The sequence below is a fragment of the Paenibacillus cucumis (ex Kampfer et al. 2016) genome, assembly GCF_019748695.1.
GTDB classification, from domain to species: Bacteria; Bacillota; Bacilli; order Paenibacillales; family Paenibacillaceae; genus Paenibacillus; species Paenibacillus polysaccharolyticus.
Window position 1 is genome coordinate 52267 of record NZ_JACLIC010000024.1, and the last position, 25382, is coordinate 77648.

General features: G+C 45.0%; 26 protein-coding genes. 9 read left to right on the forward strand and 17 right to left on the reverse strand.

Annotated features, from left to right (window positions below; translation table 11 throughout):
- Positions 1–100: 100 nt before the first annotated feature.
- Positions 101–1159 (reverse strand): CotH kinase family protein, encoded by a 1059-nt coding sequence (locus tag H7T88_RS15490; RefSeq protein ID WP_154890672.1) that lies wholly within the window; start codon positions 1157–1159, stop codon positions 101–103.
- Between the two features lie 236 nt (positions 1160–1395).
- Here H7T88_RS15490 and H7T88_RS15495 point away from each other — a divergent pair, with 236 nt between their 5' ends.
- From H7T88_RS15495 to H7T88_RS15510, 4 genes are read left to right on the forward strand one after another with little or no spacing between them, the layout of a single operon-like run.
- Positions 1396–2193, forward strand: coding sequence for an LSm family protein (locus H7T88_RS15495; RefSeq protein ID WP_154890671.1), 798 nt, complete (start codon positions 1396–1398; stop codon positions 2191–2193).
- Between the two features lie 52 nt (positions 2194–2245).
- A complete protein-coding gene (locus H7T88_RS15500) occupies positions 2246–2383 on the forward strand; it encodes a hypothetical protein (RefSeq protein ID WP_167375667.1) in 138 nt (45 codons plus the stop codon).
- Positions 2384–3745: an arsenic transporter gene (locus H7T88_RS15505; RefSeq protein WP_154890670.1), complete on the forward strand. Its 1362-nt coding sequence runs from the start codon at positions 2384–2386 to the stop codon at positions 3743–3745.
- 13 nt (positions 3746–3758) lie between these two features.
- Positions 3759–4427: a YwrJ family protein gene (locus tag H7T88_RS15510; protein WP_154959770.1), complete on the forward strand. Its 669-nt coding sequence runs from the start codon at positions 3759–3761 to the stop codon at positions 4425–4427.
- Positions 4428–4560: 133 nt separating this feature from the next.
- On the opposite strand, the gene H7T88_RS15515 is transcribed toward H7T88_RS15510, so the two are convergent.
- Positions 4561–5301 (reverse strand): nuclease-related domain-containing protein, encoded by a 741-nt coding sequence (locus H7T88_RS15515; protein ID WP_221789196.1) that lies wholly within the window; start codon positions 5299–5301, stop codon positions 4561–4563.
- A 374-nt stretch (positions 5302–5675) separates the two neighbouring features.
- Complete coding sequence (locus H7T88_RS15520) at positions 5676–6569, reverse strand: NAD(P)-dependent oxidoreductase (protein ID WP_221789197.1); 894 nt, start codon at positions 6567–6569, stop codon at positions 5676–5678.
- 757 nt (positions 6570–7326) lie between these two features.
- On the opposite strand from H7T88_RS15520, the gene H7T88_RS15525 reads away from it, so the two are divergent.
- The 3 genes from H7T88_RS15525 to H7T88_RS15535 are packed head-to-tail and all read left to right on the forward strand — an operon-like array spanning position 7327 to position 11097.
- Entirely contained in the window at positions 7327–8463 is a 1137-nt protein-coding gene (locus H7T88_RS15525; protein WP_221789198.1) for a GerAB/ArcD/ProY family transporter, read from the forward strand.
- Positions 8420–9925, forward strand: a complete 1506-nt coding sequence (locus H7T88_RS15530) for a spore germination protein (RefSeq protein ID WP_154891242.1) — start codon at positions 8420–8422, stop codon at positions 9923–9925. Before H7T88_RS15525 ends, H7T88_RS15530 begins: the two co-directional genes overlap by 44 nt.
- Positions 9922–11097, forward strand: a complete 1176-nt coding sequence (locus H7T88_RS15535; RefSeq protein ID WP_154891241.1) for a Ger(x)C family spore germination protein — start codon at positions 9922–9924, stop codon at positions 11095–11097. The genes H7T88_RS15530 and H7T88_RS15535 overlap by 4 nt, the downstream gene beginning before the upstream one ends.
- A gap of 84 nt (positions 11098–11181) precedes the next feature.
- Here H7T88_RS15535 and H7T88_RS15540 read toward each other — a convergent pair whose 3' ends face one another.
- Together H7T88_RS15540 and H7T88_RS15545 are read right to left on the reverse strand one after the other, a co-directional pair.
- On the reverse strand, positions 11182–11685 hold the full coding sequence (locus H7T88_RS15540) for a hypothetical protein (protein ID WP_154891240.1): 504 nt from the start codon (positions 11683–11685) through the stop codon (positions 11182–11184).
- A gap of 36 nt (positions 11686–11721) precedes the next feature.
- A complete protein-coding gene (locus H7T88_RS15545; protein WP_154891239.1) occupies positions 11722–12084 on the reverse strand; it encodes a hypothetical protein in 363 nt (120 codons plus the stop codon).
- A 157-nt stretch (positions 12085–12241) separates the two neighbouring features.
- Between H7T88_RS15545 and H7T88_RS15550 the strand changes: the two genes are divergently transcribed.
- Positions 12242–12769, forward strand: a complete 528-nt coding sequence (locus tag H7T88_RS15550; RefSeq protein ID WP_154891238.1) for a hypothetical protein — start codon at positions 12242–12244, stop codon at positions 12767–12769.
- 108 nt (positions 12770–12877) lie between these two features.
- Here the strand turns inward: H7T88_RS15550 and H7T88_RS15555 are convergent, their stop codons facing one another.
- Together H7T88_RS15555 and H7T88_RS15560 are read right to left on the reverse strand one after the other, a co-directional pair.
- Positions 12878–13174: a WXG100 family type VII secretion target gene (locus tag H7T88_RS15555; RefSeq protein ID WP_090917626.1), complete on the reverse strand. Its 297-nt coding sequence runs from the start codon at positions 13172–13174 to the stop codon at positions 12878–12880.
- A 39-nt stretch (positions 13175–13213) separates the two neighbouring features.
- Positions 13214–14554 carry a lipase family protein gene (locus H7T88_RS15560; protein ID WP_154891237.1) on the reverse strand — a complete coding sequence of 447 codons (1341 nt, stop codon included), beginning with the start codon at positions 14552–14554 and terminating at the stop codon, positions 13214–13216.
- Positions 14555–14729: 175 nt separating this feature from the next.
- Here H7T88_RS15560 and H7T88_RS15565 point away from each other — a divergent pair, with 175 nt between their 5' ends.
- The gene (locus H7T88_RS15565) at positions 14730–14978 is read left to right on the forward strand and encodes a DUF1433 domain-containing protein (RefSeq protein WP_154891236.1); all 249 of its coding nucleotides are present in this window, start codon (positions 14730–14732) and stop codon (positions 14976–14978) included.
- Positions 14979–15279: 301 nt separating this feature from the next.
- Here H7T88_RS15565 and H7T88_RS15570 read toward each other — a convergent pair whose 3' ends face one another.
- The 10 genes from H7T88_RS15570 to H7T88_RS15615 form a co-directional block, all read right to left on the reverse strand.
- Positions 15280–15567, reverse strand: coding sequence for a hypothetical protein (locus H7T88_RS15570; RefSeq protein WP_154891235.1), 288 nt, complete (start codon positions 15565–15567; stop codon positions 15280–15282).
- A 205-nt stretch (positions 15568–15772) separates the two neighbouring features.
- The gene (locus H7T88_RS15575) at positions 15773–16339 is read right to left on the reverse strand and encodes a hypothetical protein (RefSeq protein WP_221789199.1); all 567 of its coding nucleotides are present in this window, start codon (positions 16337–16339) and stop codon (positions 15773–15775) included.
- 586 nt (positions 16340–16925) lie between these two features.
- A complete protein-coding gene (locus H7T88_RS15580) occupies positions 16926–18029 on the reverse strand; it encodes a toxic anion resistance protein (RefSeq protein WP_090917612.1) in 1104 nt (367 codons plus the stop codon).
- 15 nt (positions 18030–18044) lie between these two features.
- Positions 18045–18773 carry a hypothetical protein gene (locus H7T88_RS15585; protein WP_221789200.1) on the reverse strand — a complete coding sequence of 243 codons (729 nt, stop codon included), beginning with the start codon at positions 18771–18773 and terminating at the stop codon, positions 18045–18047.
- 154 nt (positions 18774–18927) lie between these two features.
- Positions 18928–19968, reverse strand: a complete 1041-nt coding sequence (locus H7T88_RS15590) for an ATP-grasp domain-containing protein (RefSeq protein ID WP_221789201.1) — start codon at positions 19966–19968, stop codon at positions 18928–18930.
- Positions 19965–20792, reverse strand: a complete 828-nt coding sequence (locus tag H7T88_RS15595) for an HAD family hydrolase (protein ID WP_221789202.1) — start codon at positions 20790–20792, stop codon at positions 19965–19967. Before H7T88_RS15595 ends, H7T88_RS15590 begins: the two co-directional genes overlap by 4 nt.
- Positions 20789–21940, reverse strand: a complete 1152-nt coding sequence (locus tag H7T88_RS15600; protein WP_221789203.1) for a cysteine protease StiP family protein — start codon at positions 21938–21940, stop codon at positions 20789–20791. Before H7T88_RS15600 ends, H7T88_RS15595 begins: the two co-directional genes overlap by 4 nt.
- An 11-nt stretch (positions 21941–21951) precedes the next feature.
- Positions 21952–23352, reverse strand: coding sequence for a phosphoribosyltransferase family protein (locus tag H7T88_RS15605; RefSeq protein ID WP_221789204.1), 1401 nt, complete (start codon positions 23350–23352; stop codon positions 21952–21954).
- Complete coding sequence (locus H7T88_RS15610) at positions 23288–24484, reverse strand: HpcH/HpaI aldolase/citrate lyase family protein (protein WP_260510944.1); 1197 nt, start codon at positions 24482–24484, stop codon at positions 23288–23290. The genes H7T88_RS15605 and H7T88_RS15610 overlap by 65 nt, the downstream gene beginning before the upstream one ends.
- A 145-nt stretch (positions 24485–24629) precedes the next feature.
- On the reverse strand, positions 24630–25364 hold the full coding sequence (locus H7T88_RS15615) for a MeeY/MeeF family manganese export membrane protein (protein WP_221789206.1): 735 nt from the start codon (positions 25362–25364) through the stop codon (positions 24630–24632).
- Positions 25365–25382 lie beyond the last annotated feature (18 nt).

A 25382-nucleotide genomic window follows, 5' to 3' on the forward strand; every position in this document is an offset into this window, starting at 1 on the left:
ATTAACCTCAAATTTTAACCTGCAATCGACTGCTCAAAAACATGCTGGCTTATCAAAATAAAATACCCGAGGCAGCGTCGCCCGTTGCCTGGGCATCCTTTTACAGCTGTTTTAACGCGGTGCCCACGTACTCACGGCGCTCTCTCACATACGTGCGAATCTTCTCCGGTTCATTCAGAAAAACATTCATGGGCCACTTCATATAAGGGTCGTTCTCTACATCTTCCCGAATTCCATCGTGTAATCGATATACTAACGGCATGATTCTTTTCTCCGTAAAGGTACCCTCCAAATGTTGTTTCATCAGCTTCTTATACTGCTCACGGAACGTGCGGAATGCGAGCAAACGCCCCGTAAGTTTATTGTACCCCTGAATGCGAACCAGATTCGGATTGACCTTGGCGCCGTAACAATTCCTCCCCCAAGTCCCTTCGTAATCCCAAGGAAGGATACCGTATTTTCCACTTTTCACTTTTTCGTACCATGTATAGTTCTGATGGAATCCGTCAAAGTTGCCTGTCAGTACAGCGCCGCTCAACCATCGCAAATAGTTATCGATATCCACCCGCGATTGTAAAAAACGAAACAGATCCATCTTGGACTTCATATTCAATTGTTGAATAAACCTGCGTAGCCTTTGGCGGTCCTCTGTATTGCCGCGGATCAGGCTGTATCCAGATAACTGGCTGTTTTCTGAATGAGTTGATCCGGTTGATAATGCAAAATTGGCATTGTCGTTGACGGCATAGAAAATACTCCGAACAGGCATTCTCCGCTGGCGAAAATAAGAAGACTTCACGCCTTCAATTCTTACATACACCCCTGCGAGTTGATCATTGAGATAAAGTACACAGTGGCGCGTAGCAGGCGCCGGAACCCGAATGGATTCAAAGAACTGGAATGAGAGTGCGTTCCGTAACAGTGAAGGGTCATCATATTCCGCATTGAAGTGGAACGTACGGCTTGCCGTGCGAATCTCGAATGATTTTTTCTCATAAGCGCGTGTATGCCCACCCCGGTACCGAATTCGAATGGGAAGCTGCTTGCCGTCCATCTGCATCGTGCCGTTCACAAACGTTTCTGACCATATGTTCGATGTTAATCGCTGGTATTCATTCGTCGACACATGGATGTGGTAGACAGGTAGAGTCATTTCCATCCGCCTTTCGGTCACCTGTGAGTTAAGCCCGTAGGCTATTACATCATCCTATGCACAAGCACAGCAGACCGTAAGGGCGAATGCACAGCCCATTTATGGAACCATCCGCGAAGTCACAATGTAAATATGCTGAAAACATATCACACTAATCTATAAATTACCATTTTTCTCATAGATTACTGCCAATTTGCTATACAAATGGTTGTCTGCTGGTTCCTCAGATGCTAGGTACACATATGATTAAACTACAGACAGACTCCAATGACGAGTGGCAGGGATTCAACAAACATCAACGAACAACCGTCAGCGGCCTATCTGAACTTATATCTGGGAAGGGGCAAAATACAATGTCTATGAATGGTCAGGGAATGAGAGGTTTGGTTGGAAGAGAAGTCAAGATTAATCGTGGTGGACCCGATTCAATCCAAGGCACATTAATGGATGTACGCTGGGACTACATGGCTGTGAGCTGCAAAGAAGGTATGGTGTATGTGAATGATGCTCATGTCAAAAGTATTACTGACACAGGTCGTTCCGGCGGAGCCAGAGGACCTATGGGGAATCCGATTCCGGCGAACACATTCCTTGGCGTTATGCAGGCACTTCGCTTCCGTCCTGTACAGATCAACCGTGGAGGCCCGGAAAAAGTGGAAGGCATTCTGGCCGATGCCAACCAGAATCAATTAATTCTGACGATGAAAAATCAGGAGATCATACGTATTCCTTTACAACATGTGAAATCCGTCTCTCTGGTTCGCGGAAGCAGCAACAACAACAATAACAACGGCAACAACGGTAAAAACACAAGCCAAGGGAATAAAACACAAAATACGCAGTCTGGCGGCAATCGTTCCCAAGGGAATCGCAGTGCAGGCAACCAAGCGTGCGGTAACAAATCACAGGGAAATAAATCGGGCAACAACAAGTCGCGTGGCAATCAGTCTCACGGGAATAAATCGGGTGGTAACAAGTCTGGTGGTAACAAATCACGGGGAAATCAATCTCGCGGAAATAAGTCTGGTGGCAAACGGTAATTAGAGAAGAACAAGGAGCTAAGTTACTACCAGTTTAAAGGGGGGAATGATCATGCTGATCTTTATCGCAATCGTCTTGACAGGTGTGCCTTTGTATTGGATTGTTATGCCGGGCAGGCCCACTTCGACTCATGAACATCTGAAACAGTCTTCACAAGGACTTCTCCCCCTGGGAGGTGAATCACAGTAAATGCCTGATTACCAGTTGTGGTTAACCTTCGGGGTATTTATCATCACTGTCATTTTCCTGATGTGGCGGCCTGGCGGATTAAATGAATCTATTCCCACTTCGCTTGGCGCGCTGCTTCTTATCCTGACCGGTGTAAGCAGTTTGGGGCATATCCTGGGCATTTTCGAAATTGTATCTGGCGCAGCGATTACGATTCTTTCCACCATTGTCATGTCCATTATTCTGGATAGCATCGGCTTCTTTCGCTGGATCGCTGTGAACATGATTGAAAAGGCACGAGGTTCCGGCTTCCGATTGTTCTGGCTGATTCTATTACTTTGTTTTCTCATGACCATCTTCTTCAACAACGACGGTAGCATTCTGATCACTACCCCCATCATCATTCGAATCTGTTCCATGTTACGTCTCAAAATTCATCAGCAGTTGCCCTACCTCATCTCTGGTGCACTCATCGCTACAGCTTCCAGCGCTCCGATCGGACTCAGTAATCTCGCTAACCTGATTGCTTTAAAGATGGTTGGATTAAACCTGAACACCTACACTCAGATGATGTTTGTACCATCCATGCTCGGAATTATTGCTATGACTTTGCTGTTACTCTATTATTTTCGCAGAAGCATACCCAAAGTTATTCATCAGTTCCCCGTATCCATGCAAAGTTCATCTGGATCAGGCTATCACCCACTGCAGACAACAGAATCCGAATCGGATAACTCCAAAACAAATGTAGACTGGTGGTTGTTCCGTGTCTGTATCGGGATTGTTGTGTTGATCCGGGCAGGATACTTTCTGGCTGAGCAAATCGGCGTACACATGGAGATTGTCGCCATTACCGGTGTGGTTATGATGCTTGCTGTACGGTGGTATCGTACACGATCGGGACTGAAAGATGTCGTCACACAGACGCCGTGGCATATTCTTCTCTTTGCCTTCAGCATTTATATTATTGTGGACAGTCTTCACCGAGCCGGGATGACAACATGGATTACCGAATTCACAGGCCCGATTGCCGAAAGAGGCAATGCCAGTCTGATTGCTGTATCCGGGTTATTACTAACGGTGCTGTCTAATTTGTTCAACAACTTACCCTCGGTCATGATTGGAACATTCGCTGTTACTGACCTTCATTTGAGCGATACTCAACTTCATCTAGCATATCTCGCTAATATACTAGGCAGTGACATCGGTGCATTATTAACACCCATAGGCACACTTGCCACCTTAATCTGGATGTATATATTACGGACCCACCATATTCGGGTCTCATGGAAACAGTATATGAAAGTAACCTTCATTGTGATACCCATCAGTTTAATTATCAGCCTATTTTCCTTATATATCTGGGTGGCTATGCTGTATTGAGAGGAGGTATACTGTGAAATCTGCAACGACGTGGTTAGGTAAAACGATAGAGTTTGAATTATCCGGCTGTAAACTGCCTATTCAGGGCGAAGTCATTGATGCAGGAGAGGATATCATCGTTGTCTACGGGAATCAGCGCTACATTTATGTGCCGCTTCATCATATTCAAACGTTGCATTTTACAAAATCAGAGGAAACTTCGACTAGCCTGAACGTACCTGCACCCGATCCCGAAATGGACCATGACAACATCTCTTATCGAAAAGTACTAATGAATGCTCGCGGAAGATTTAGTGAAATTTCCATTGGTCAGCGAACGCTACACGGTTATATTACCAGCATCATGAACGATTATTTTATCTTCTATTCTCCGTTGCATCATTCGGTTTATGTTTCCATCCATCATCTGAAATATATTATTCCTTCCCCCACCAATAGCAGGCCATTCGCGATGGAACATCAACATTTTCCCATACAGCCATCATCCATCTCACTCTCTCGCACACTCGATCAACAGCTGCAAAAAATGGCCGGAGAACTCGTCATCCTAAATCTGGGTTACAAACCCGAACAGACAGGATTGCTCAAAAGTATCAACGACAAGTTGCTTGAATTCATTGATGCTGAAGGTAGTGCGCGGTTCATGCACACCAGCCATGTTCAAACGCTTCATTTACCTTAATATTTAAAATAGAACGCAAACAGGGATATTCCGGAAAATGGCACCGCAGCCTGGAATATCCCTGTTTCATTTGTTTTTGTAGACCTTAACCTGTTAATCTGTGCGCTGGCGATTTTATTGTCTATATAATTGCTTATTTAATTCCTTTAGCCTTCGCCATGTGCTCAGCCCGAATCTGATGATCCGTTGAATTCACTGTGTTCAGCATGTTCCAGATCGCCTGAGTGTCCTGTTCTTGATACAAGATCTCCGGAAGTTCTGTCTCCAGTCTTTCTGTTTTGCGCTGAATGGTATCCACTAATTCATGGTCATAAATAATCATTTCATCGGAATTGACATACCTTACGGCTGGATCAACACTGATCCGACAGCGATTCGTGAACGTCACCATGGAAACCAGCCGAACACGCTTGTAATCCCCGAGATGTGCCTGAATCGCTTCAACATGGGCGCGGTGTTGCATGAGCGGATTATACATTTTGACCCTGCTGCTGCTCACGGACCAATTCGCTTCGCGGCGTCCCCCACGAATCTCTCCAGTTGTCAGATTCCGGGTTTCGATGACAAAGATCGCCCGCGGGCCAATCACGACATGATCAATCTGGGAATATCCCGAACGTGACTTTGGATTGGTAACCAGCAGATCGTTCAACACTTTATATTCACTGGGCAAACCAAGCAGTAATTCAGCGGTTGTTGGTTCTTGCGGTGTACTGATCCAATCGGGTTCAGACTTCTTCTTTTTGCGCCGACTACGAGCCAGACGGGGAGGAATTGCTGTAACTGGCGGCAGAGCCGAAGCTGCAACAGAATCGGTAAGCGGGCTCACAAGCTCTGGCTGCGTCTTGAACAGAGACCAAATTTTCTTGAACATGGGCAAGCTCCGTTCTATTTGGAATGGTTAATGAAATATGGCTTATGAATTATGGTTTATGTAGATGTTTAGTACCTTGTACATGAAAACTTCTATACCTTATGTCGGATAAAGTCGAACAAAAATAAAGAGACATTAGCCAAATTCATTGTTTCGTTAAATGCGCACGACATTATATACCCAAACCTGCGACTTTAGACGCACATCAAATCCACAATAGTCCATATCAAATCCCTAACAAGTTCATTTCAAATCCCTATCAAGTTCATTTCAAATCCATATGAAGTTCCCTTCAATTCCAAAATATAAAGAAAAAGCAGCATCCCCTTTTCCCTAAGCAAAAGAGTCCGCTGCTGTCTTCCCATGTTCGTCTTCTACGCCTGGAGATAGTACGTGTACAGCACTTGTGTACCTTTCTCATCCAAGCCATTCTTCGATATTTCCTGATAGAGCGATTCCGCCAGAGCCAGTCCCGGTGTGTTCATGCCCATCGCTTGAGCAGACTCCAGTGCAATACCCATGTCTTTGATAAAATGTTTCACATAGAATCCAGGCTCATAATCGCCTGCGATCATGCGCGGACCCAGGTTGCTGAGGGACCAGCTTCCGGCTGCACCGGTCGCAATACTCTTCAGCACATTCTCCGCGTCCAGTCCCGACGTCTTGGCATAGGCGAGTGCTTCGCATACGCCGAGCATGCCAGAAGCGATGGCAATCTGGTTGCACATTTTGGTATGCTGTCCGGCGCCGGGCTTGCCTTGCAGCACAATATTGGTGCCCATCTGCTCAAAGATTGGACGCACCGCTTCGAAAGCTTGCGCGTCACCACCCACCATAATGGACAGCCTGCCGTCCCGTGCGCCGATGTCGCCGCCGGATACAGGCGCGTCCAGGGCATGCAAACCTTTAGCCTCCGCAGCTTCGGCGATGCGTGCAGCCAGCAGCGGGCTGGAAGTCGTCATGTCAATCAGGGTTGAACCTGATTGGGCATGAGCAACAAGCCCGCCTTCCCCCAGATAAATCTCCTCGACATCCTTGGGATAACCGACCATGGTGATGATTACATCACAAGCAGCAGCCAGTTCTGCCGGCGTTCCATGCCAAACAGCTCCTTCCTTCACGAGCGCTTCTGCCTTAGCGGCAGTGCGCGTGTATACATGAAGCGGATAGCCTGCACGCTGAATGTGACCAGCCATGCTTTTTCCCATAACGCCTGTTCCAATAAAGCCTACTTTAATCTCTTCAGGTGATTTAGTTGATTGTGTCATCGCAAGTTTCCTCCCTGTTCTTGAGTGATCCATAGTGATTTTGGGTGATGCATCGTAAGATTGGGTGCTACAAGTGCTTGTCCATAGCTCTGTTGAAGCGGATGCGGATACTGCGGCGAGCGCGGACAGAGACAACGATGCGAGTGAGTAAGTGGTTACTGATGCTATCATTCTCTAACGATCACCAGGAACGCTATTTGAGCAATATCACACCTTTTTATATTCTAACGATCTCAGGAGACCTTATTTCGGAGAATTGGTTCAAAAATGGGCGTTAATCTTGTCTTTTCAGCAAAATAAGGCTTCTGGTGATCGTTAGGATTCCAGAACTCCCCATTTCGCTTAAATAAGCTCATCTGAGATCGTTAGAATATTTAAGTGGTGAGCGAGAGCTCCCTAAACCTACAATCGATTCAAAATTACTCCTACACTCTGAATCCTCCACGATAATCCTCATCCTGCATAACCTGATAGGTAGCTCATTCCTTATACTCGATACCTATCTTATGCCTTACACTCCATACCTTATGGCTTACTACTCATTCCGTACACACGATACCTACCTTATACCTCACACTTCACTTCTCATCCCTTATACCTCTTACCTTGACCTATTCCTTATATCGTATATGTTATAGCTTTCTTTCCCCTCCGTCCATCTCGGGCTGATTTTTCTGTGAAAAAATCTGAAAAACGAATCATTTTCTCATAGACTGTACAATCTAACGAAAACACATCGAAATGAGAGGGGATGGACATGAGTCAGGAAAAAGGACAGATCACCATCTGGTTATCCATCTCCATTATTTTGCTCAGTGCCGGGCTAGTCTGTCACGTCTTGTCTGTCCCCGCCATTCTGGATGTGGCCGGAAGAGATGGCTGGCTCTCTGTTCTCGCTGCAGCGCCATTGTTCATGCTGTTCCTGGGTATGATGTACATCATTATCCGCCGTATTCGCGGACAGCGGTTGACCGATTGGATCACGCGTGAGTTCGGCGTCGTTCCCTCCTGGATCTTTCGCATTACTGCGGTCTTGTTGCTCTTCTCGCTAGGGACACACACCTTATATGAAACCACCAACTGGACGGTATCCACCTATCTCCCTTTTACACCGACCTATGTGCTGGCTGGTGGAGGTGCCCTGGTTGCTGCCTGGTCAGCAGCCAAAGGCATTCGTTCAATCGCGATGACTTCCAGTATCCTGTTGCCCTTGGTCATTCTGCTTGGCTACTTTGTCATGTCGGCCAATATGAAATACAAAGATTACAGTCAGCTCTTCCCCATCATGGAACATGGCTGGACTCCCGTCATCCGAGGAATGATTTACTCTCTAGCGGGACTCATGGAAATTTGGGTGTTGATGCTCTTCCAACATGACATTAAAGGCAAACTACGCTGGTGGCATGTGTTGTTGCTTGGCCTCTTCATGATCAGCATGGCACTGGGACCTACGCTCGGAGCCATTGTTGAATTCGGGCCAGAAGAAGCGGCGAAACAGCGGAACAGTCCATACGAACAATGGAAACTCGTCAATATCGGCAAACTGTTTCAGCACGTTGATTTTCTCTCGATCTACCAATGGCTCAGTGGTTCATTTGCACGTGTTGCCATCTCCATGTACCTGATTGTTGATCTGCTGGATATCCGCAGACCTAAGAAACGCTACATCACCATCCTCTGTCTCACGCTGATCATGTGCGCTTTGGCCATTCAGTGGTGGCGCATTGATTACGTTGATTATTATGTCGATCACATTCAATTTCCAGCCATGCTCTCTTACGTGGCAATCATCACCACTCTTTTGACACTGGCCGCTCTTATTCATAAAAAGGACAAGGAGGCTCCTGCTCATGGCTCAAACGCCGCGAACGAAACCAACCCGTCCAGGGACTAAACCGTTCCGTATCGATCAGCATCATCTGGAAACTTTTTTTGCAGGCTCCGATGATGTTATTATCGACAGCCACCGGCTTGGTGACGGACAGATGAAGCTCGTTGTCGCTTATTGCAGCGGCATGGTCGATACACAGATTATCCATGACATCATCTTGCCGGAAATGAAACGAACCTACGACATCACACATTTCATTCACAAGCCTGACATTGAAAAAAATATTAACCTGCAATGGAACAGCGTTGACCTTGATGATGCGCAGTATGGAACGGAGCTAATATCGCTTCGTGTTTTTGAAGGGCATCTGCTCCTATGCCTTCCCTCTCTGCAGACCATGTGGAGCATCGATATCTCCAATATGGCTACACGAACACCAGAAGAGTCAACGACAGAAGTCTCGATCCGCGGAGCAAGGGATGGTTTTATCGAACCACTTGCTGTCAATGTATCCTTGATTCGCAGCCGGTTGCGTACGGCCGAACTTGCATGCAGTATCGAACTCATCGGATCACGTTCAGCAACCAAAGTGGCTCTGATGTATATGAAAAACATTGCCAACCCAGCGTTGATCAAGGATATAAAACATCGTCTCCATGCCATTCAAACTGAACGTCTTATGACAGCGAATGATCTGGAAGAGTTGCTCTCACCTGCCAAGATCACCTTGTTTCCATTGACGCATTACACGGGTCGACCTGATTTTGCATCGGAATGCTTGCTAAGCGGTCGCTTCGTTCTGATCGTAGACGGTAATCCCAGTGTGATTATCGGGCCTGTAAACCTGTTTCTGTTACTCAAATCACCAGAGGATGCCAGCTTCCCCTTCCTTCCGGTGAATATGGGGCGCTTGCTTCGATTCATCGGTCTATTTGTCACTATATTTTTGCCCGGTTTCTATATCGCGCTGACTTCTTTCCATATGGATCAAATTCCGTTTCCCCTCGTCGCAACGATATCTGTCGGCCGCATGGGGCTTCCTATGGAGTCTGGCATTGAGATGTTTCTCATTATGCTGCTTATGGAGCTGTTCCGGGAAGCAGGCGTCCGTTTGCCCAGCGCCATTGGACAGACGCTAACCGTCGTCGGTGGTCTGATTATCGGAGATGCAGCCATTCGGGCCGGTATGGTCTCTCCGCTCATGATTGTCGTCATCGCCGTTACCGTTGTAGCTGGAGCAACCATTGTCAATCAAGTCATGACCAGCTCCATACTTATCCTTCGCTTCCTTTGTTTTATTTTGGGAGCTACATTGGGGATTTACGGGTTCATTCTGTCCATGATCCTGTTTCTGATCTATCTGACGGACTTAAAATCGTTTGGAATCCCATACCTTACACCCTTAACACCGCTGAATTTCAAACAAGCCATTGCCTCTCTGTTCAAAGTCCCTACGGGTTTGGGAAAACGTAGACCTATTTACCTGGAGACACAAAAACCGCGTAAGGATGGCAAAGGTCGATGAGCAACATACTACCGTGCTGGTTACAACGCTGGTTATTAAGTTTGTTGAGTCTTTTGCTTTGCCTCATGACCACGGGATGCTGGAGTGCATACGAGATTCAGCAGGTGGATTATGCCAAGGCCATTGGCATTGAATATAAGGACGGCATGTATCATATTTACGTGCAAACTCTTGATTTTTCAAGTATAGCCAAAACGGATAATTCAGGGAAAACAGCCGAATCCCCTCCAATCTGGGTCGGACATGCTCAAGGGAAAACGATGAGCCTTGCCATGAACGAGTTATGGCGTGCATCTCAGCTTCACATTGCCTGGGGGCATGTGACAGCCATCGTTATGGCAGAGAGCGTGCTGAACAACCAGCACATCAAGGATGTGTTTGACATGCTCGGACGATTTCCGGAAGCACGATATACGACATGGGTATACGGTACGCGAGAGCCTTTGCTGGACATTCTGAGCACCGCTTCAATCTACAATTTGTCTCCACTGGACAGCATCCTGCACAATCCGTTGCCCAGCTACATGGAAAATTCACTGTTTGCACCTGTACTCAGCTTCGAACTGATTGCCAAGCACAATGATCCCGCAACTACGACGTATCTGCCTGTCATTGCCTTAAACAAGGACTTATGGCTGCAAAATAAAAAAGAACATGACTTGTTTCTAATTGAAGGAGCTTATTTTGAAAGGATGGGTGAAAAGTTCAATTTTTTGTCGCGAGACGAATTGTCCGGCTATCATTGGTTGATTAAAGGTATGCGCCGGGCTCCTCTATTGGTGCAAAAAAATGGTGTCATTTATGGAGCCCTCAGTGTCGGTCTGCCTACGATAAAAATTGAACCAATCGTTCGGGGAGAGAACGTTACATTTCGAATTGATGCCAAATATCTGACCGCACTGTATGAATACCTCGTTCCCATGACTTATGACGAAATGACCCAAGTAAGCGAGGACACGCTTAAAGAGCAGATTATGGAAACCTATCGAAATGGATTAAAACGAGGAGTCGATGTATACGGTCTACAAGAAAAACTGTATCGCAAAAACCCGAAACTGTGGCACAAGTTATCCGGGGATGGGGAAAACCTCATTCTCACGGAGGATTCCATTGAAACTTTAAATATTCACCTGACCATTCCGTATACTGGGAAATATAAGAGGAAAGTTTAAAGGAAAAACCCTTCTGCTGATAACAAAACATGTTCAGCAGCAGGGCTTTTAGACATCATTTTTTCATCGTAAAAAACGTTGCCATCAAGACTTCGAGCGTAAACGCTGCACTAGCTCCAGCACCCAACCGATGATGACTGCGAAAGATACGCCAAACAGCAAAATCGGGAAGTTGTAGTATAGCGTATTCGTATATTGGTTCAGCCAGCCAAAACGATACACTGCCGATTCTGGGTCATGTGTATAACCGTTTAGCTGCACACGCAGGTCTTCAAAGATGTAGATTTCCCAGAAGACAGATAATACACACAACGCTGCAGCAACAATACTGACCGCCGCATTGCCCCATTTGTCCCAGTACTCGCGTTGGTCATAGAACCACCATTTCGTGACATATGCCGTCCAGAAACATAAGATCAGAAAAGTAAGCACGGATGGAAATAAAGCAAGAATGCCCAAATTGCCATTCCCAGATACACCTTTACCCATTTCATGCTTGATCGTCATTCCATCTACGGCAAAAACCATGAGCACATTCCATATCAGGAAGATCAGATACGGCTTGTTAATGCGTTTGATTACCTTCATTTCACCCTCTCCTCTCCTCTCCTATCCTATCCCGGCTCACTTCCAATAATAGTCCATCACTCGTAATCGAGTAACAAGAATCATAAGTTGTGGGATAAACACAAAGACAATATACACCAGAATAATTAACCACAGATGAGCGGCAAAATGTTCAGCACCAAACGATGGCTTTGGTCGCTCCACAAAGTACCACCATATCGGAATAGCAACAACCCATGTTAGTATCGTCGAAGCCAGCATATCCTTGACGTCACTCCAGAGAAAGCAAAATATAGCCGCAAATAAGATTGGAATCGTCCATGAGTTTAAGATAGGGCCCCAGCTCTGAAAAATGAAAATAATGGCGGGATACAGAAGAATAGTCGTCCATCTCCAGATTGGATTTTTATACATCCTCATATTTGACCTTCCTCCTTGTTTAACCTGTGTTGAACATCGATGCCTAGCATTGTTACGTCCTAATCATTCCGAATAGGAATGTATCCTTAAAAGTCAGGCATGTTTTTGGAAAAAATAGCTCATACTACCTTCAGGAAAATATTGAAGGAGTGACAACATGAGTTTAAAACGCATCGTTGCTATTGGAGCGATTCTGGCATGTACATCTCTAGTTTGGGGATGCGGTAACGGCAACAACAGCAATAACATGCCTACTGCCGAGCAAACGAACCCGAACGAACAACAAACCCGAAGCTGGGGAGATCCCAAACGGTTAGAAGCTTCTCACCTGGAAGCTCTGGAAAGAATGGAGAAAGATCATATCCATCGCATGGTTTCTCTGAGCGTTAACACGGATGGCAATCAGGTCATGACAACGCTAGAGCGTTCAAGTCAAAAACTTGAAGAGATGAGACCACTCGCCGAGATGCTCCAATATGAAGGCCACCCTGCTTTGTTACAACGAATTCAGGAAATGTCAGGAGATATTGAGGGCTCCAAAAATGCAGTCACCGAAATGAAAAACAATCCTCCGTCCGGAAAAATTAAAATCCAGTCTGCGAAAACAGATGCCCTGCAACACATCAACAGTTTTCGTGACTACCATGAATATGTACAAGGTCAGGTCAAGGTGATGAATAAGTAACAACAAGCCTCCTTTATCTCAGGCCAGCCACATATATTATAAATAGTTAGACTCGGAGCCTTTGATCTGCCGATTCTAACTATTTCTTCGTTATCGTCATATCTATAGTTATTGAGACATTCGTCTTGCTCTGCGATCTTCCCGATCTGCTTCCTCCATCTTACGAATATATCGTTTGAGTTCCTCTTTATGGGCTTCAAGTTCGGCAAGTTTAGTGGAGGCTCCTTCTACAAAAGACTGCATTTTGGAGGTTAATTCGGTTGCCGATACCCCTACCCAATCCTGCTTTAATCTTCCATGGATCGTTCGCATTTTCTGTTCCTGTTGCATAAGCCGTTGTTGTAACTGTTCACATTGCTGAACTGCTCTTCTTAAGTCTGATAAGGATACGGAAATTCTGCCCATGTCCTTCCTCCTGTTAGTCTGAATAAGATGCCTTGTGCTTTACTGCTGGTCTGCAATGACAAAATCTTCTCGCTTACGCTCAATGTAATCTGCAATCTCACTAATCGATTCCTGGTACCAACGATTGATCCGTTGCAGAGTCGCTGTCGCGTTATACGCAATTGGGGTAAAAGACTGACTTTCGCTTGTGGAAATATGCGTCTGAAACATCTGAATCGAAGCTTGCGCATCACTGGAAAACCCAGTTAGACTCATTCTCATTTCACGAGCAGACTGTGCTAACTCTTCCGGTGTTAATTGTATCTTTCCTCCGCCTAGTCCCCCTTGATTCCCAGCAATAGCTGTTATCAGTGTGCCTACTGCTCCTGAGGTGATTTTAGAGAAGGCAGCAAGAGCCTCTTGGTGTGCAGTCCATCTTGGAGAGATATCCAGGGTAGCACCTGTTTTCCGATCAATTAATGGACCAATCAAATTCCCTTGTTCATCAAAACTATATTGTTTCATGGAGTGATATCCTTTCCCCTCATCCTTGGAAAAGGAATCCATGAGTCTAACAATGTTGCCCATTTGCAGTTTATCCAGATCAAAACCGAGTTTTAAATCATGCACCAGCATCGGTGATCCAGCCCCGAGAGGTTGAAACGGGATTTTAAGCTGTAACTGAAATTTCCAATCCTGATACATCGCATTGGCCGACTCGAAATCTTGCCCTTTATATACGGTAACACCGACATGTCTGTCATATTCGACTAATCCGCCCGCACCTACAGAGTCATTAGGATGAACAACATTAAGTATTTTGTTATCGAAGTATCCTTCGTTAACCTTGGCAATGCTGGCATCATCCAGCAGATTCATCACACTTGGGGCACTGTAGGTCATCCCGGATACATCATTCCGAGCGGCAACATATTGAGCTAAGCCACCACCAAGAGAATGACCTGTCACCGTAATATCTGAGTCAGGATATGTCTTCTGTACCACCTCATATAGTTCCTCAGCTTGGTGAAACTGATTGTTCTCCCATCGTTCATTATCCACTATAGCTTTAAATGGACTATTCTTAAAAATGTTATAACGTTCCGGGTCGGTCACTGCATCTTCAAGTCTTCTTGTTCTACCACCTAGAACATCGAAGACGTCTGTTTCCCAATCCGCTGCCTTATCTGTAAGCTTGCCTGCCGGTTCTGTACCACGATAACCTATAATTACTTGATTCGTTTTTGGATTCTCAAGTACAACTGCATCAAATCCTGAATACTTTCTATGCAATTCTGCACCATCAGGTTCGACTGTAGTCCAATCTTTATATTCATCCTTATCTAAAACATTACTTCTTCCAGCAGGGACATTCGTATAAGCAAGTTCTGATATTTTCATATATAATTCGTCCGGCTTGTAAGAATTCAATCAAATCACCCTTTTCTCAATTTAGAAGAAGTTGTATAATGCACAATATCTAACGACAACATTAGGAATATGAGGTGAAATATTGAAAAAGTCATTATTTCTTTTTCTAATACTAGGCACGGTTGCACTTACTTTATTAGGTTGTATGTCCAGCGAAAAAAAGGAGATTATCCAAAAGGCCGAGGAAGTAAGCTTGGCTTATTTCAAAGAAACCTACGGCATTGACGTTGTGTTTACAGATCATAAGTTCATCCCCGCGGATCTATCTCATACGGTTTCACTGACAGGGTATGTACAAGGACACAAAGATCAGGAAATTTTTGCAATGGTTGATTATGATACGTATACGGTAAAAACCGGTTCAGTACCTGATGCGATCAAATCCTCTAAATAGAATATAATGTCACCAGCTTGACCCTGCGTAAGAGCCTGATACTCCATCAGGCTCTTTTTTGGTATAAACGTATAGGATTGAATCTATCCTGCATTTTCCAAAGAAGTAGAATCATTATAGATCATCTAATACATATCGTGTATAACATCGCTCATAAATGAGTAAAAGGTCATTATGCACATCCTAATCTAAACCTAGTTTATTTGATTTATTCATAGGACGTTGTTACCAGAATATTAATATCATATTGCATCTTTACACGTGCTCTATCAACACTTCTTCATCGACCACATCTTGCGCTTCACTCCACCCAAAGGGATGCCCAGATAAATAAGCAGAAAAATACAACGGGAGCCAGCGCTCCGGCAGCAATCCATATCCATAACTTAACCGGTCTAGCGTCTCTCCAATACTTTTTGACCCCATTCAAACGTCCATTGCGCCAGTTGGCGGACTTTAACTGACGAATCATTCGCTGCATCACTTGCTCCCGTTCTTTCCCTTGCGGCACGTCTTCCAGTGCACGACGAAGCTCCTCATATAAATGCGCCTCTTCCAGACTTGTTTCTTCTAGATGTGGATTACTCATCTTCTAACCTCCCATATCATGATCCCTATACCTACTCAACAAACGAACCCACCCTAAAGTTTGGTCCATTTCATAAAAAAGACAAGTCGATGACAATACGTTCAACATTTTAATAATAGAAAAAAGCCCAAGTGTTCCTGGGCTTGTTAACTTCTTTTCAGGCATATTGAAATTTTAGCGAATCCAAGTTAATTAACATCGGGTTCTACCATCTCTTACGCGGATGATCTCCAGATTGATGACCGTTAATATCACCCAGACTTTCTATGGTATCTTTATAAATTTTAATGAGAGACTGAACCTTGCGAAAGTCAGGATCTTCAGGCCCGATTCCCTCCATAAACATTCTCTGAATGATCTGTTGAAAAAAGTCCACCCTTGCACCCAGTTGCTGTTTCTCCAGTTCAAGCACCTCTTCAAAACTATGATTCTCTATGTAATCCATTAACTCATCGTTCTGTGATGATCGATCATCCCACCGCTGATCCCTCTCGAACTCTTCCGAATCATCTGATTGTAGATTAACCGTGGTTCGCAGACGCGATAATACGATTTTTTCTTTGGCAAGCATCACATGAAAGTCCTTGTTTTGTAACAGATCCGAAACGACCAGACGACACATCTCCCGGTTCTCAATCAGAATGCCATCAAACGGATGCAGCTTCCATTCTCCATTGGAACAGAACAGATTAAAGTTGAAAAACTGACTACCATACTTGTATTGAATGTTAATTTTGGCCTCATCAATGATTTCGAAAGTAAACTCCAGCATGTTAGGCGGCTCCTTCTTCGACTTCCAAGGTTTGCCTTAATTTTATCAAAGACTCCCCGGAAAATACAGCATATTAACGTTCATTTAATTCCGCAATAGACTCTGCTTTTTCACTGCTAGCTACGACGATCAGAACACCCACGATACCGGCAATAATGAGAGATAACATGCCCTGCCCCCTTCACGATGAAGATGTACATGTTCACATGTGTATGCCAACAAACTTCAATGTATGCCCAGTATCGTCCGCATGAGATTGGAATAAACCTGTGCCAATTTCGGACTTGAGAGTTTCTTCTCATCGATGCAACTACAGAAAAGCAAAAAGAGACGCCACGGCGCCTCTCTTTTCATAAACTCTGATAAATACATAAGTTAACTTACTAAATAAGTTGAACTATTCTTTTATACATTAACGGAGAGGACAGAAAAAACCTGGAAAAGCGGAGCGCTCGCCTTTATCACCGGATTTTTACCTTTGTGAAAGGAAATCCAAAAAATCTGGGGATAACCGCTACTCTCCAGGTTCTTCTGTCATCGGAGTGGACTGTGTAAACTCTCTAGTTCAACTTATATAAACATCGAACTAATCCAGATAAGAGCTTAACGCATTCGCATCCGGTTGCTTTTTAGTCTGGATACTGCCGGCTTTGGGAGCTTCCAGGCCTAACCGTTCACTCATGCCAGCATTGAGCGCAGTCATCTTGGCTGTATAATCATTGCAACTTTCAATAATACGGCGATTCGACTGCTCCGAGAGATCCAGAGCTGACATCAAATCTCCAATAGCCTGATTAACCGATTCCATCGACATCGCCGGTTTGGCTAACAGATCATTTGTCTTTTCGGTCGTGGTTCGCAGCAATCTTGCATTCTCCTTGAACTGTTCTTCAATCGTTCTATTGGTGGCTTCCACAGCCGAGATGACCTTCTCCTGATCATTCAAAGCCATCGCAATCATGGCCGATACCGTGATCAAATTAGCCGTTTTATCAATCGCATTGTTTACGGAATCAATCAGTTTATCATTGTTATCATTAATAATATCGGTAGCCGCAATCGCCTGATTATAGAGCATAATCATCTCGGTCATGGATTGTGTACGCGTAACGACCTTTCGCAATCCGCGCTCCAAGTGAGCCTTGCGGTTCTCATTTTCCGGCTTGGCAATCTCCGCCTCGAATAGTTCCTTCAACTGATTACCAAAAGCAATTTTGGTTTGCAAGTTATAGATTTCCTGAATCGAAGAGCGTTTTAACTGACGCATGCTTACAATGCTTTCTTCCAGATTGTCCTTACCATCTCTTAACCCATTAATGATACTATCAATGTTGGTTCTGACAGACTGGTAGCGATAGACATAGTTTTTCAGTGGGCTTTTGCGCAGTAATCGTCCTACAAAACTCACATTTTTGCTCTGTTGCAAGCTTTCGCACTCATCACGTAGCTTCAAGATCATCGTTGACACTTCTGCCCGATTACCAGACATCAGATCATTAACAGGTCGGTCCAGCATTTTTAACGTTTGACCCGCTTTTTCTTGCGTTTTGACACCCAGTTTGCCGATATCATCCATTAACAGATCTAGCTGAACAACATCCGTCTGTGATACTTTCTGGATTAATTGGCTTGCTTCCTGGTTAATTCGCTGCTGATCATCCTGCTTCAGTTGAATATATTCCGTTGCCATCTCTGACCATCCCTCCTATAATTCGGAGCTACTATACCTCTGATGAATAAGCTCTGCTTTATTCTGAAGCTCCATTAAATCCTTATGTTCAATGGTAGATACAATCTCTGAAACTTTGGAATCCACATCCTTCAAACCATTTAACAACATTCGGCGATTCGTGCGCTTCGCTTCTCCACTCAAACGCAGGAAGGGATTAATAAATCCATTGAGATCTTTCAAAATCAATCTTCGCATCGTATGGTTAATATCACCATTGTTTAACTCTTTCAACGCCGGAATGACTCGTTGCAATCTGGCAAACAGAGCTAACGACTTCTCCACGATTTCATTGTCCAGTTCATTTTTTTGCCCTTCGGAGATCACCATATCCTCCAGCACTTCAAGATACTCAATGACCGGGCCAAAAACAGGGTCCATATCCGTCTGTTTATGCTTTGAACCGACTTCGGAAGCGCTAGTCATCTCTGCTTGTCCAGTAGTAGGATGAATTCGCTGATTAGCTGTACGTTCAACGGTCCCCTGCTCGCTGGATGCACTATTCAACGCTGATGGTTCAGGGTGTCGATTTGAATCCAATGTTTTCACTGCAGGCTCATGCGGCCTGGATGGAATCAAGGCACCAACCATTGTCGCCAAAGCCGGGATGGCCCAGGTTACAAATTCAGGGACAAAAAAGCTGCTTACAGCGGCAAGTCCATATCCGATCAGTGCACCTAATCCGATTTTTGTTTTGCGTAACATCTGTTTTCCTCCTGCCTGTAACAACACTATCGTATACAATGAACAAATGAAGACTACACTTGATCACTTCGCTGCGGTGTACCTCTCAAGATCATCTATATAATCGTATTGTAAAAAAATCAGTCAGAAGGTGTCAATCTTTGGCAACGGTTCTTTAATGATTCCTAACCTTCTGCTCATCCATAATGAGTGGCTGCTCTACATGACTTCCCAGTATGCCATACTGTGGGTGTAGTGGCCCCACCTCATAACCTAAAGCCAGCTTTACTGCCAGATAAGGGAAGTTGATCCCTGAAAGACAAGACACATGTAGTCCTCCAGACATCCTTGGGTTAATCTCTAGCAGTTTGGGAGTATCATTCTGATATTTCATCTGAATATTGAAGTTATATGGGATGCGATATGCGCTGGCCACCTCACTCGCGATGTTCAACAGGTCTGCATTTTCCTCTAGTTTTCTTAAACGACCGCCTGCTTTACGTCGAGGCACAGCTGCCAGCAGCTTCCCTTCACTGTCAGCCAGACAATCGATACTGTACTCATACCCCTGAAGTCTCTCCATAACCATAAGATTCGGAAAAGATTCTACAGAAGAAAAGGCTCGAAATGCATCTTCGAATGATATGCGATTCTGCGTATGTCCAGACAGTTCTTCCAGCGGATTACGACTATTGTCAATCACCCTGAATCCCATACCGCCTTCACCGTTACAAGGCTTGAAGCATACTTCATGTCCTGCGTTAGTGAGTGCTTCATAAGCATGTTTGAATTGAGATGCATTGCTGACCGTAAAGTAATCTGGAATGCTCATGATCCCGAGTTCACGAACAGATTCATAGAAGTGATCCTTCTCCATCAATTTTTCCATTAAGTCTGTATCTCTGCAAACCAAAACCTTGGTTCCTACCTCTTCAAAGAGATGTATATTCCGACTGATATCCAGCATGTGGAGACGTGGGATAAATAGATCAATCTGATGTCTGCGGCAAAAATCAACACAGAAATCAATATACTCTTTTCCTGTCACCTTCGGCTCCAGTTCTGCATGATCACATGCCTGAAGCGCCATGTTGTTCGGATCAGAATGTGTGCCATAGATTTCGAACTGCATCCCGTCTTCGTTGTTCCGAATCATATTCATATAGTGATATGCCACCGAAAACCAGCGGTTAAAATATATACGAGTCTTGGTCATGAGACGACATCTCCTATCGCAGCGTGGTGTATAGAGCGGACATATTTCAATATCTCGTCTGCGGCAAAAATACCGGATTGTTCGGTGAACTGGTAGTGAACCGTTTCAGGATTCCGCTGTTTCTCCCGATATAACTCTCCATGCCGTGGAGCAATCGCATAATCTGCATAATCGAGCAGACAGCGATCCAGTAAAGAATCACCGGACGCAACAACGGGTACATCGCCAATCTGATGGCGAATATATTCTACCGCAGCTCGTTTATTCACCGCCGAGGGAACCAGATATAACTTACGGCCTTGTATGGAAGCCTCCCAGCCCAGGGATTCCACACGCTTGATCTTCTCTGTAACTTCTTCTACCGGCATGAGATCACGATGGATGACAAAAGCGAAAAACAACTCATCACATAGTCGCTCTCCTATAACCCATTCCTTGTTCAGTACATCGTCAAAGATCTGACGCACCTCGGCAGCCGTTGCTGCATGCTCTTGAAGCTTGGAACGAACATGTTCGTTCCAAGAGGGATCGACCTTGCCATTCATCAGAATGTTGCCACCATTGCTAGTTATCGCATAGGACGGAATAACCTCTTGCTGAAAGATCTGTATCCGCTGATACTGTGCCACTGTCCGTGTCGTTACTGGAATGAACAGGATATCTTTGGGGAGTGTCATCAGTTGATTCAACGTCTCGGCTGACATAAAGGCAGACAACTCACCACGAATCCATTCTGCAGGAACCAACCCGGGCGCATCCTCACCAACGCCCATAGAACGGCGAGAATAGACCAGTGTCTGATCCAAATCACTTGCATAGATCATTCGCCGCCCCCCTTTACAGATCGAATAATGCCACAACATGAATAACTTAGCCCAGGGAATATCTCAACGGGAACTCCACGATCTTGAGCAAGTAGCATGATATGTTTCAGGTTAGGATTGTTCGGACGGTCAATCAGTATTTTCCAAGGCACACGGCGAAGCAGTACCCGTGTCGTCTCTCCAATCCCTGGCTTGATCAGATTTACATCCTGGATATCAAACGCCTGTTGAATGGATTGAATATCCTTCATTCCCTGCCATGTGACTTCTGGAGGATCGGCTAGCGCATCCTCTGCTTGAAGCGAGGCCTCCGTCTCAACTTTGGTAAAATATTCTGAAATCTTGTCTACATACATCGTCGACAGATCAGAAGAAGCCCACTCCTTGTACCATTTGGCTCCATGGAAGTCATTCGGTCCAATAAGATCGTCCCGTAGCACAGTCCGACTCATCAAACCCGATACGGTCGAGTTGAGACAGGCACTTGGAATCAAATAATCTTCTCGGGTGCCATAGGTATCTGAGCAATGACCGGGGTCAGCGAGTACGGCCAGATTATCATTCAACCGAATACCATAACGCTGATCCAGACTGTCGCAGGCATCGACCAGCACCTTGCGAATGGCTCCTTTGCCTGTCCAGCCATCGATGAATTGGATTGGCATATCAACCCCATGCTGTTGCCAAATATATAAAATGGCATTCTCATCTATTCCTTTGCCACGGATAATCGAAATGCTGTAATGAGGCAAGTCCACATTATATTTCATGGAAATATAACGTTTCACCAGAATGCCAATGGGCGTTCCTGCACGAGCCAACGAGACAAGAACGGTGTTCAATCCCCGCTTGCGTACAATAATCTCCGCTACCGTTGCGGCGGCTCTGGCTACTTTTTCCGCAGATTGTGCTAAAGTCTCGTGAAATAGCTCAATATATTCATCCGAAGGGTGATACTCGACAGGCAGCATCTCTGAATAATGCACGCCCGACTGAATTGCGTGTTCACGTTCTCCGGTCTCTTTTTCTAATGAAATGTTACTTAGATCCTTCAACAAAAATATAACATCGGACGGGTCATAACTCCCCATTGGTTCAGGAGGTTTAATCTGTTTCTTGATTATGCTTTCCATAGCAGGTAAGTTCATCGCTTGTCTTCTCAGCCTTCCTGTGGAGCACCGCAGTACACCACATGTATTTGCTTACATCCGAGTTGTAACAACACATCAAGCATAGGCCGCATGCGTTCCTCCGGCATATGTCTTTCCATCAAAACAAAGATCTCATCATATTGCCCAGGCAATATATTGTAGATATAATTTCGGACAGCCGGATCTTCTGGAGAAGCATATCCTTCACCTGCAACAACAGCATATCCCGGGCGATTGACCGTATAGATCGGACTTCGAGTCGTAGACTGATAGAGAACACCGTCGCCCATCTCAGCTGCAATCCGCATCGGGATATGCATAAACTCACCCGTTCCCATGACAAGGGTTCGTTGTCCTTTTCTTTTTTCACGTAAAATGGATGCAATCCTTGAGATGCCTGCACTCAGCATTGAATTAAGGCCGGAATGAATGCCGAATCGTCCTGAATATTTCAGGTAGGGCAGTGAACAGCGATTCCCCTCGGAATCTGCGGACACTATAGCCCAAGGCTCCAGTTCACCTGCTACAGATATAACACTTATCAGAGATGTGGATTCAGGGATTTTCTTTTCCCCCGAGATATCAATGGCTGGCTCACCCGTGACCTGAATTTTTCCTTTTAACAAAGAGAGAGGGGTGATGGTTATTCCAAGTTCATCTTCTAATGAAGAAAATTTTTGCTCATCTGCATCCGTACGCCAATCCAGTAATGACGCAATATAATAATGTTTACGCGGATAATTACGCTGAATATCCCGAATGATGTTTAACGTGGTGTTGCCTGTTGTAATCTCATCATCCACGAGGACCAGCGGCCCACCCTCAGCAAGGGAGGCAGAGTCCACTGCATAACAGCGATGAGACATGGCATGGGAATGCTCCTCCTCGAACTGGATATCCGGCTCAATCTCGGGAAGGTATTCTCTCGTAGAATGAATGTACGTTGCACGGTTAGCAAATAGCTCGTACATGCTGTGTCCCAAAGCTGTGGCCGTCTCGGCAAAACCAACAAAGCGAACCTCTTCAGGCAAACTCATCTGCACACCCATTAGATATTCATAAGCCTCACGGGCCTGTTCTGGATCGATTAGTCCACGGACCATTTGTTGCTTCCACTCTATAGTGCGCTTGTCCTCTCCGTGCGTTATATCCTCATACAATAGAACGGCCAGAGCAGCGCCGCTTAGTAGTGAAGTATATGGATTAACGGCAATATGCTTGCCCAGCAGCTTGCTGACAAAGAGAAAAGATCTCTTTTTATTCAGGCGTGCCGCCATAGAGAACAGATTTTCCAATGGGATTGCAAGCGGATTATGTGTAGCCTCGACGGTGACTTCAAACTGATCAAGAATAGGAAACGTAAGTCTGTTCGTGTTTGGGCAAGAGCCCGACAAAATGCTGCTGTTCATGTAACACCCCATATATTTGTGATCGGATCAAGATTCGTTTAGCCCAACTTAAATGCGGTTTAATTTCGTTCATTTTATTGGTATACGTGCTTTTAAAAACACCCAGGCTCCCATCATTTCGAGCGATAATTCCCTGTGCGTCCATGAATTCCTCATGCGTAACCACATACATCGCCTGAACAGGTTTGATCTGTGTCGGATGGATGATTGTTTTACCTACAATGCCGTTCTCCTTATCCATCATCACTTCACGCATGAGCCCGTCCATGGAGTTCGTAATATATTTCATTCTGAGGTTCCGCCCTGTCTTGCCCAGAGATTCCTCGAATGGCGTCTGCCTTAATTGGGGTTTGAATACACGTTCACGCTGGCTAAAATACTCCCAGACCGGCCCGGATATCACATATCCCTGATCTGCACGCCCGAATAAATTGACAATATCAGCTATGCAATCACGTATCGTTGCAATGTCGTAAATCGTAAGCTCCGGGCTTCGCCGCAGACCGAACAGGCTTGAGAAATCTGTGGCTCCGATTCGGACATTCAATACATATGGTGCATACTCATCCACAATCTGTTTCAGATCCATCAATGTCTGCCAACGTGACTCACGGTAAATAACTTCCGCCGTCTCCAAAATGGGCATCGCATATAAGAGTGGATGTGAATGATCTTTCTGCTGATTATACTGGTGAACAAGCTGCAGATAAGCACGTCCATTCTCACAGCTAAACTTCGGCAGTACAACACCTGTTAATAAAGAGATTCGTTCTCCCAACATTTCTATAAGGTGTTCCAACTGTTCAGGGGATCTCATCCGGACGAATAATAAAGGCATGTCATCGGTGTGCAATTTCCCTGCCTCCATGTAGTCGGTAATCAGTCCAAGTTGCTGAGACAGACATTGTTCCGCAAATTCGACTTGCTCGTCGCCTACCGCATCTTCCAGATCAATAACGATGGTTGTAAGTCCTTCATGTTTACGTTGTAGAATATCGTCTGCTATATGCGGACGTGTGGCTGGCATGTACAAAGCAGCCCCAACAGCGTATGCCAGCATTTCTTTGGAGGTTCGGTGACTAAACGATATGGGCGAAGAAAAAAATAAAGCTTCTTCTTCCTCTGCATTCAAAAAACTAAAATATTTCAGGTTATTCTCCTCCTTGCACTTCTGACTTGAAGTCAGTTCTGCATCATAAAATGAATGCTGTCGGGGGTATAAAAACCAATCCCTCCAAGATGCGGAGGGATTGGTAGTAGGTGTGGCGATTTTAAAGCTAAGCCTTACCTTGATTTTCTTTTTTCTTTCTTGCAGAACTTATCAGCATTGCTCCAACAAATACAACAATCAGTAACGAGAAGAAGAGTACGTTAGGGATATGGAAGCCAAAAGCACTCAACATCATTTTTACAGAAATGATCGCGATAAGAATAAACGCCGCTTTTTCCAATTCAGGAAATTTGTCAATGAGTTTGAGGAACACTTGTGCAACTCCACGCATCATGAGTACCCCGATAATACCTCCGAGGAACAACACCCAAATCTGCTCACTGATACCAAATGCAGCAATAACACTATCGATACTGAAAGCAATGTCCATCAGTTCCACCATAAGTACGGTTTTCCAGAACGAGTATTGCTTTCCTTCCTGATTCTCCTCTTCCTGAGGCTTGAATAGTCCCTTGTAAGCAATGTAGAGAAGGTACAACGCCCCGAGGACCTTGACCAAGGTAATCTTGACAAGGAATGTTCCGAGCCCAATGGCAATAAACCTGAAAATATACGCACCTAAAATACCATAGAACAACGCCCGTTTCTGTTGCTCCTTAGGTAGGTGTTTAACCATTACAGCAAGTACCAGCGCGTTATCTGCGGACAAAAGCCCTTCCAGCAAGATCAAACTGCCGATGATTCCCCAACTTACGGGGTCGGAGAGTGTGGCTACGATTTCGGTCCAAGAGAAAAAATGACCATAATTCTCACTAATACTTCTAAAGAAATCACTAAACATGAACAGAGAGCCTCCGCT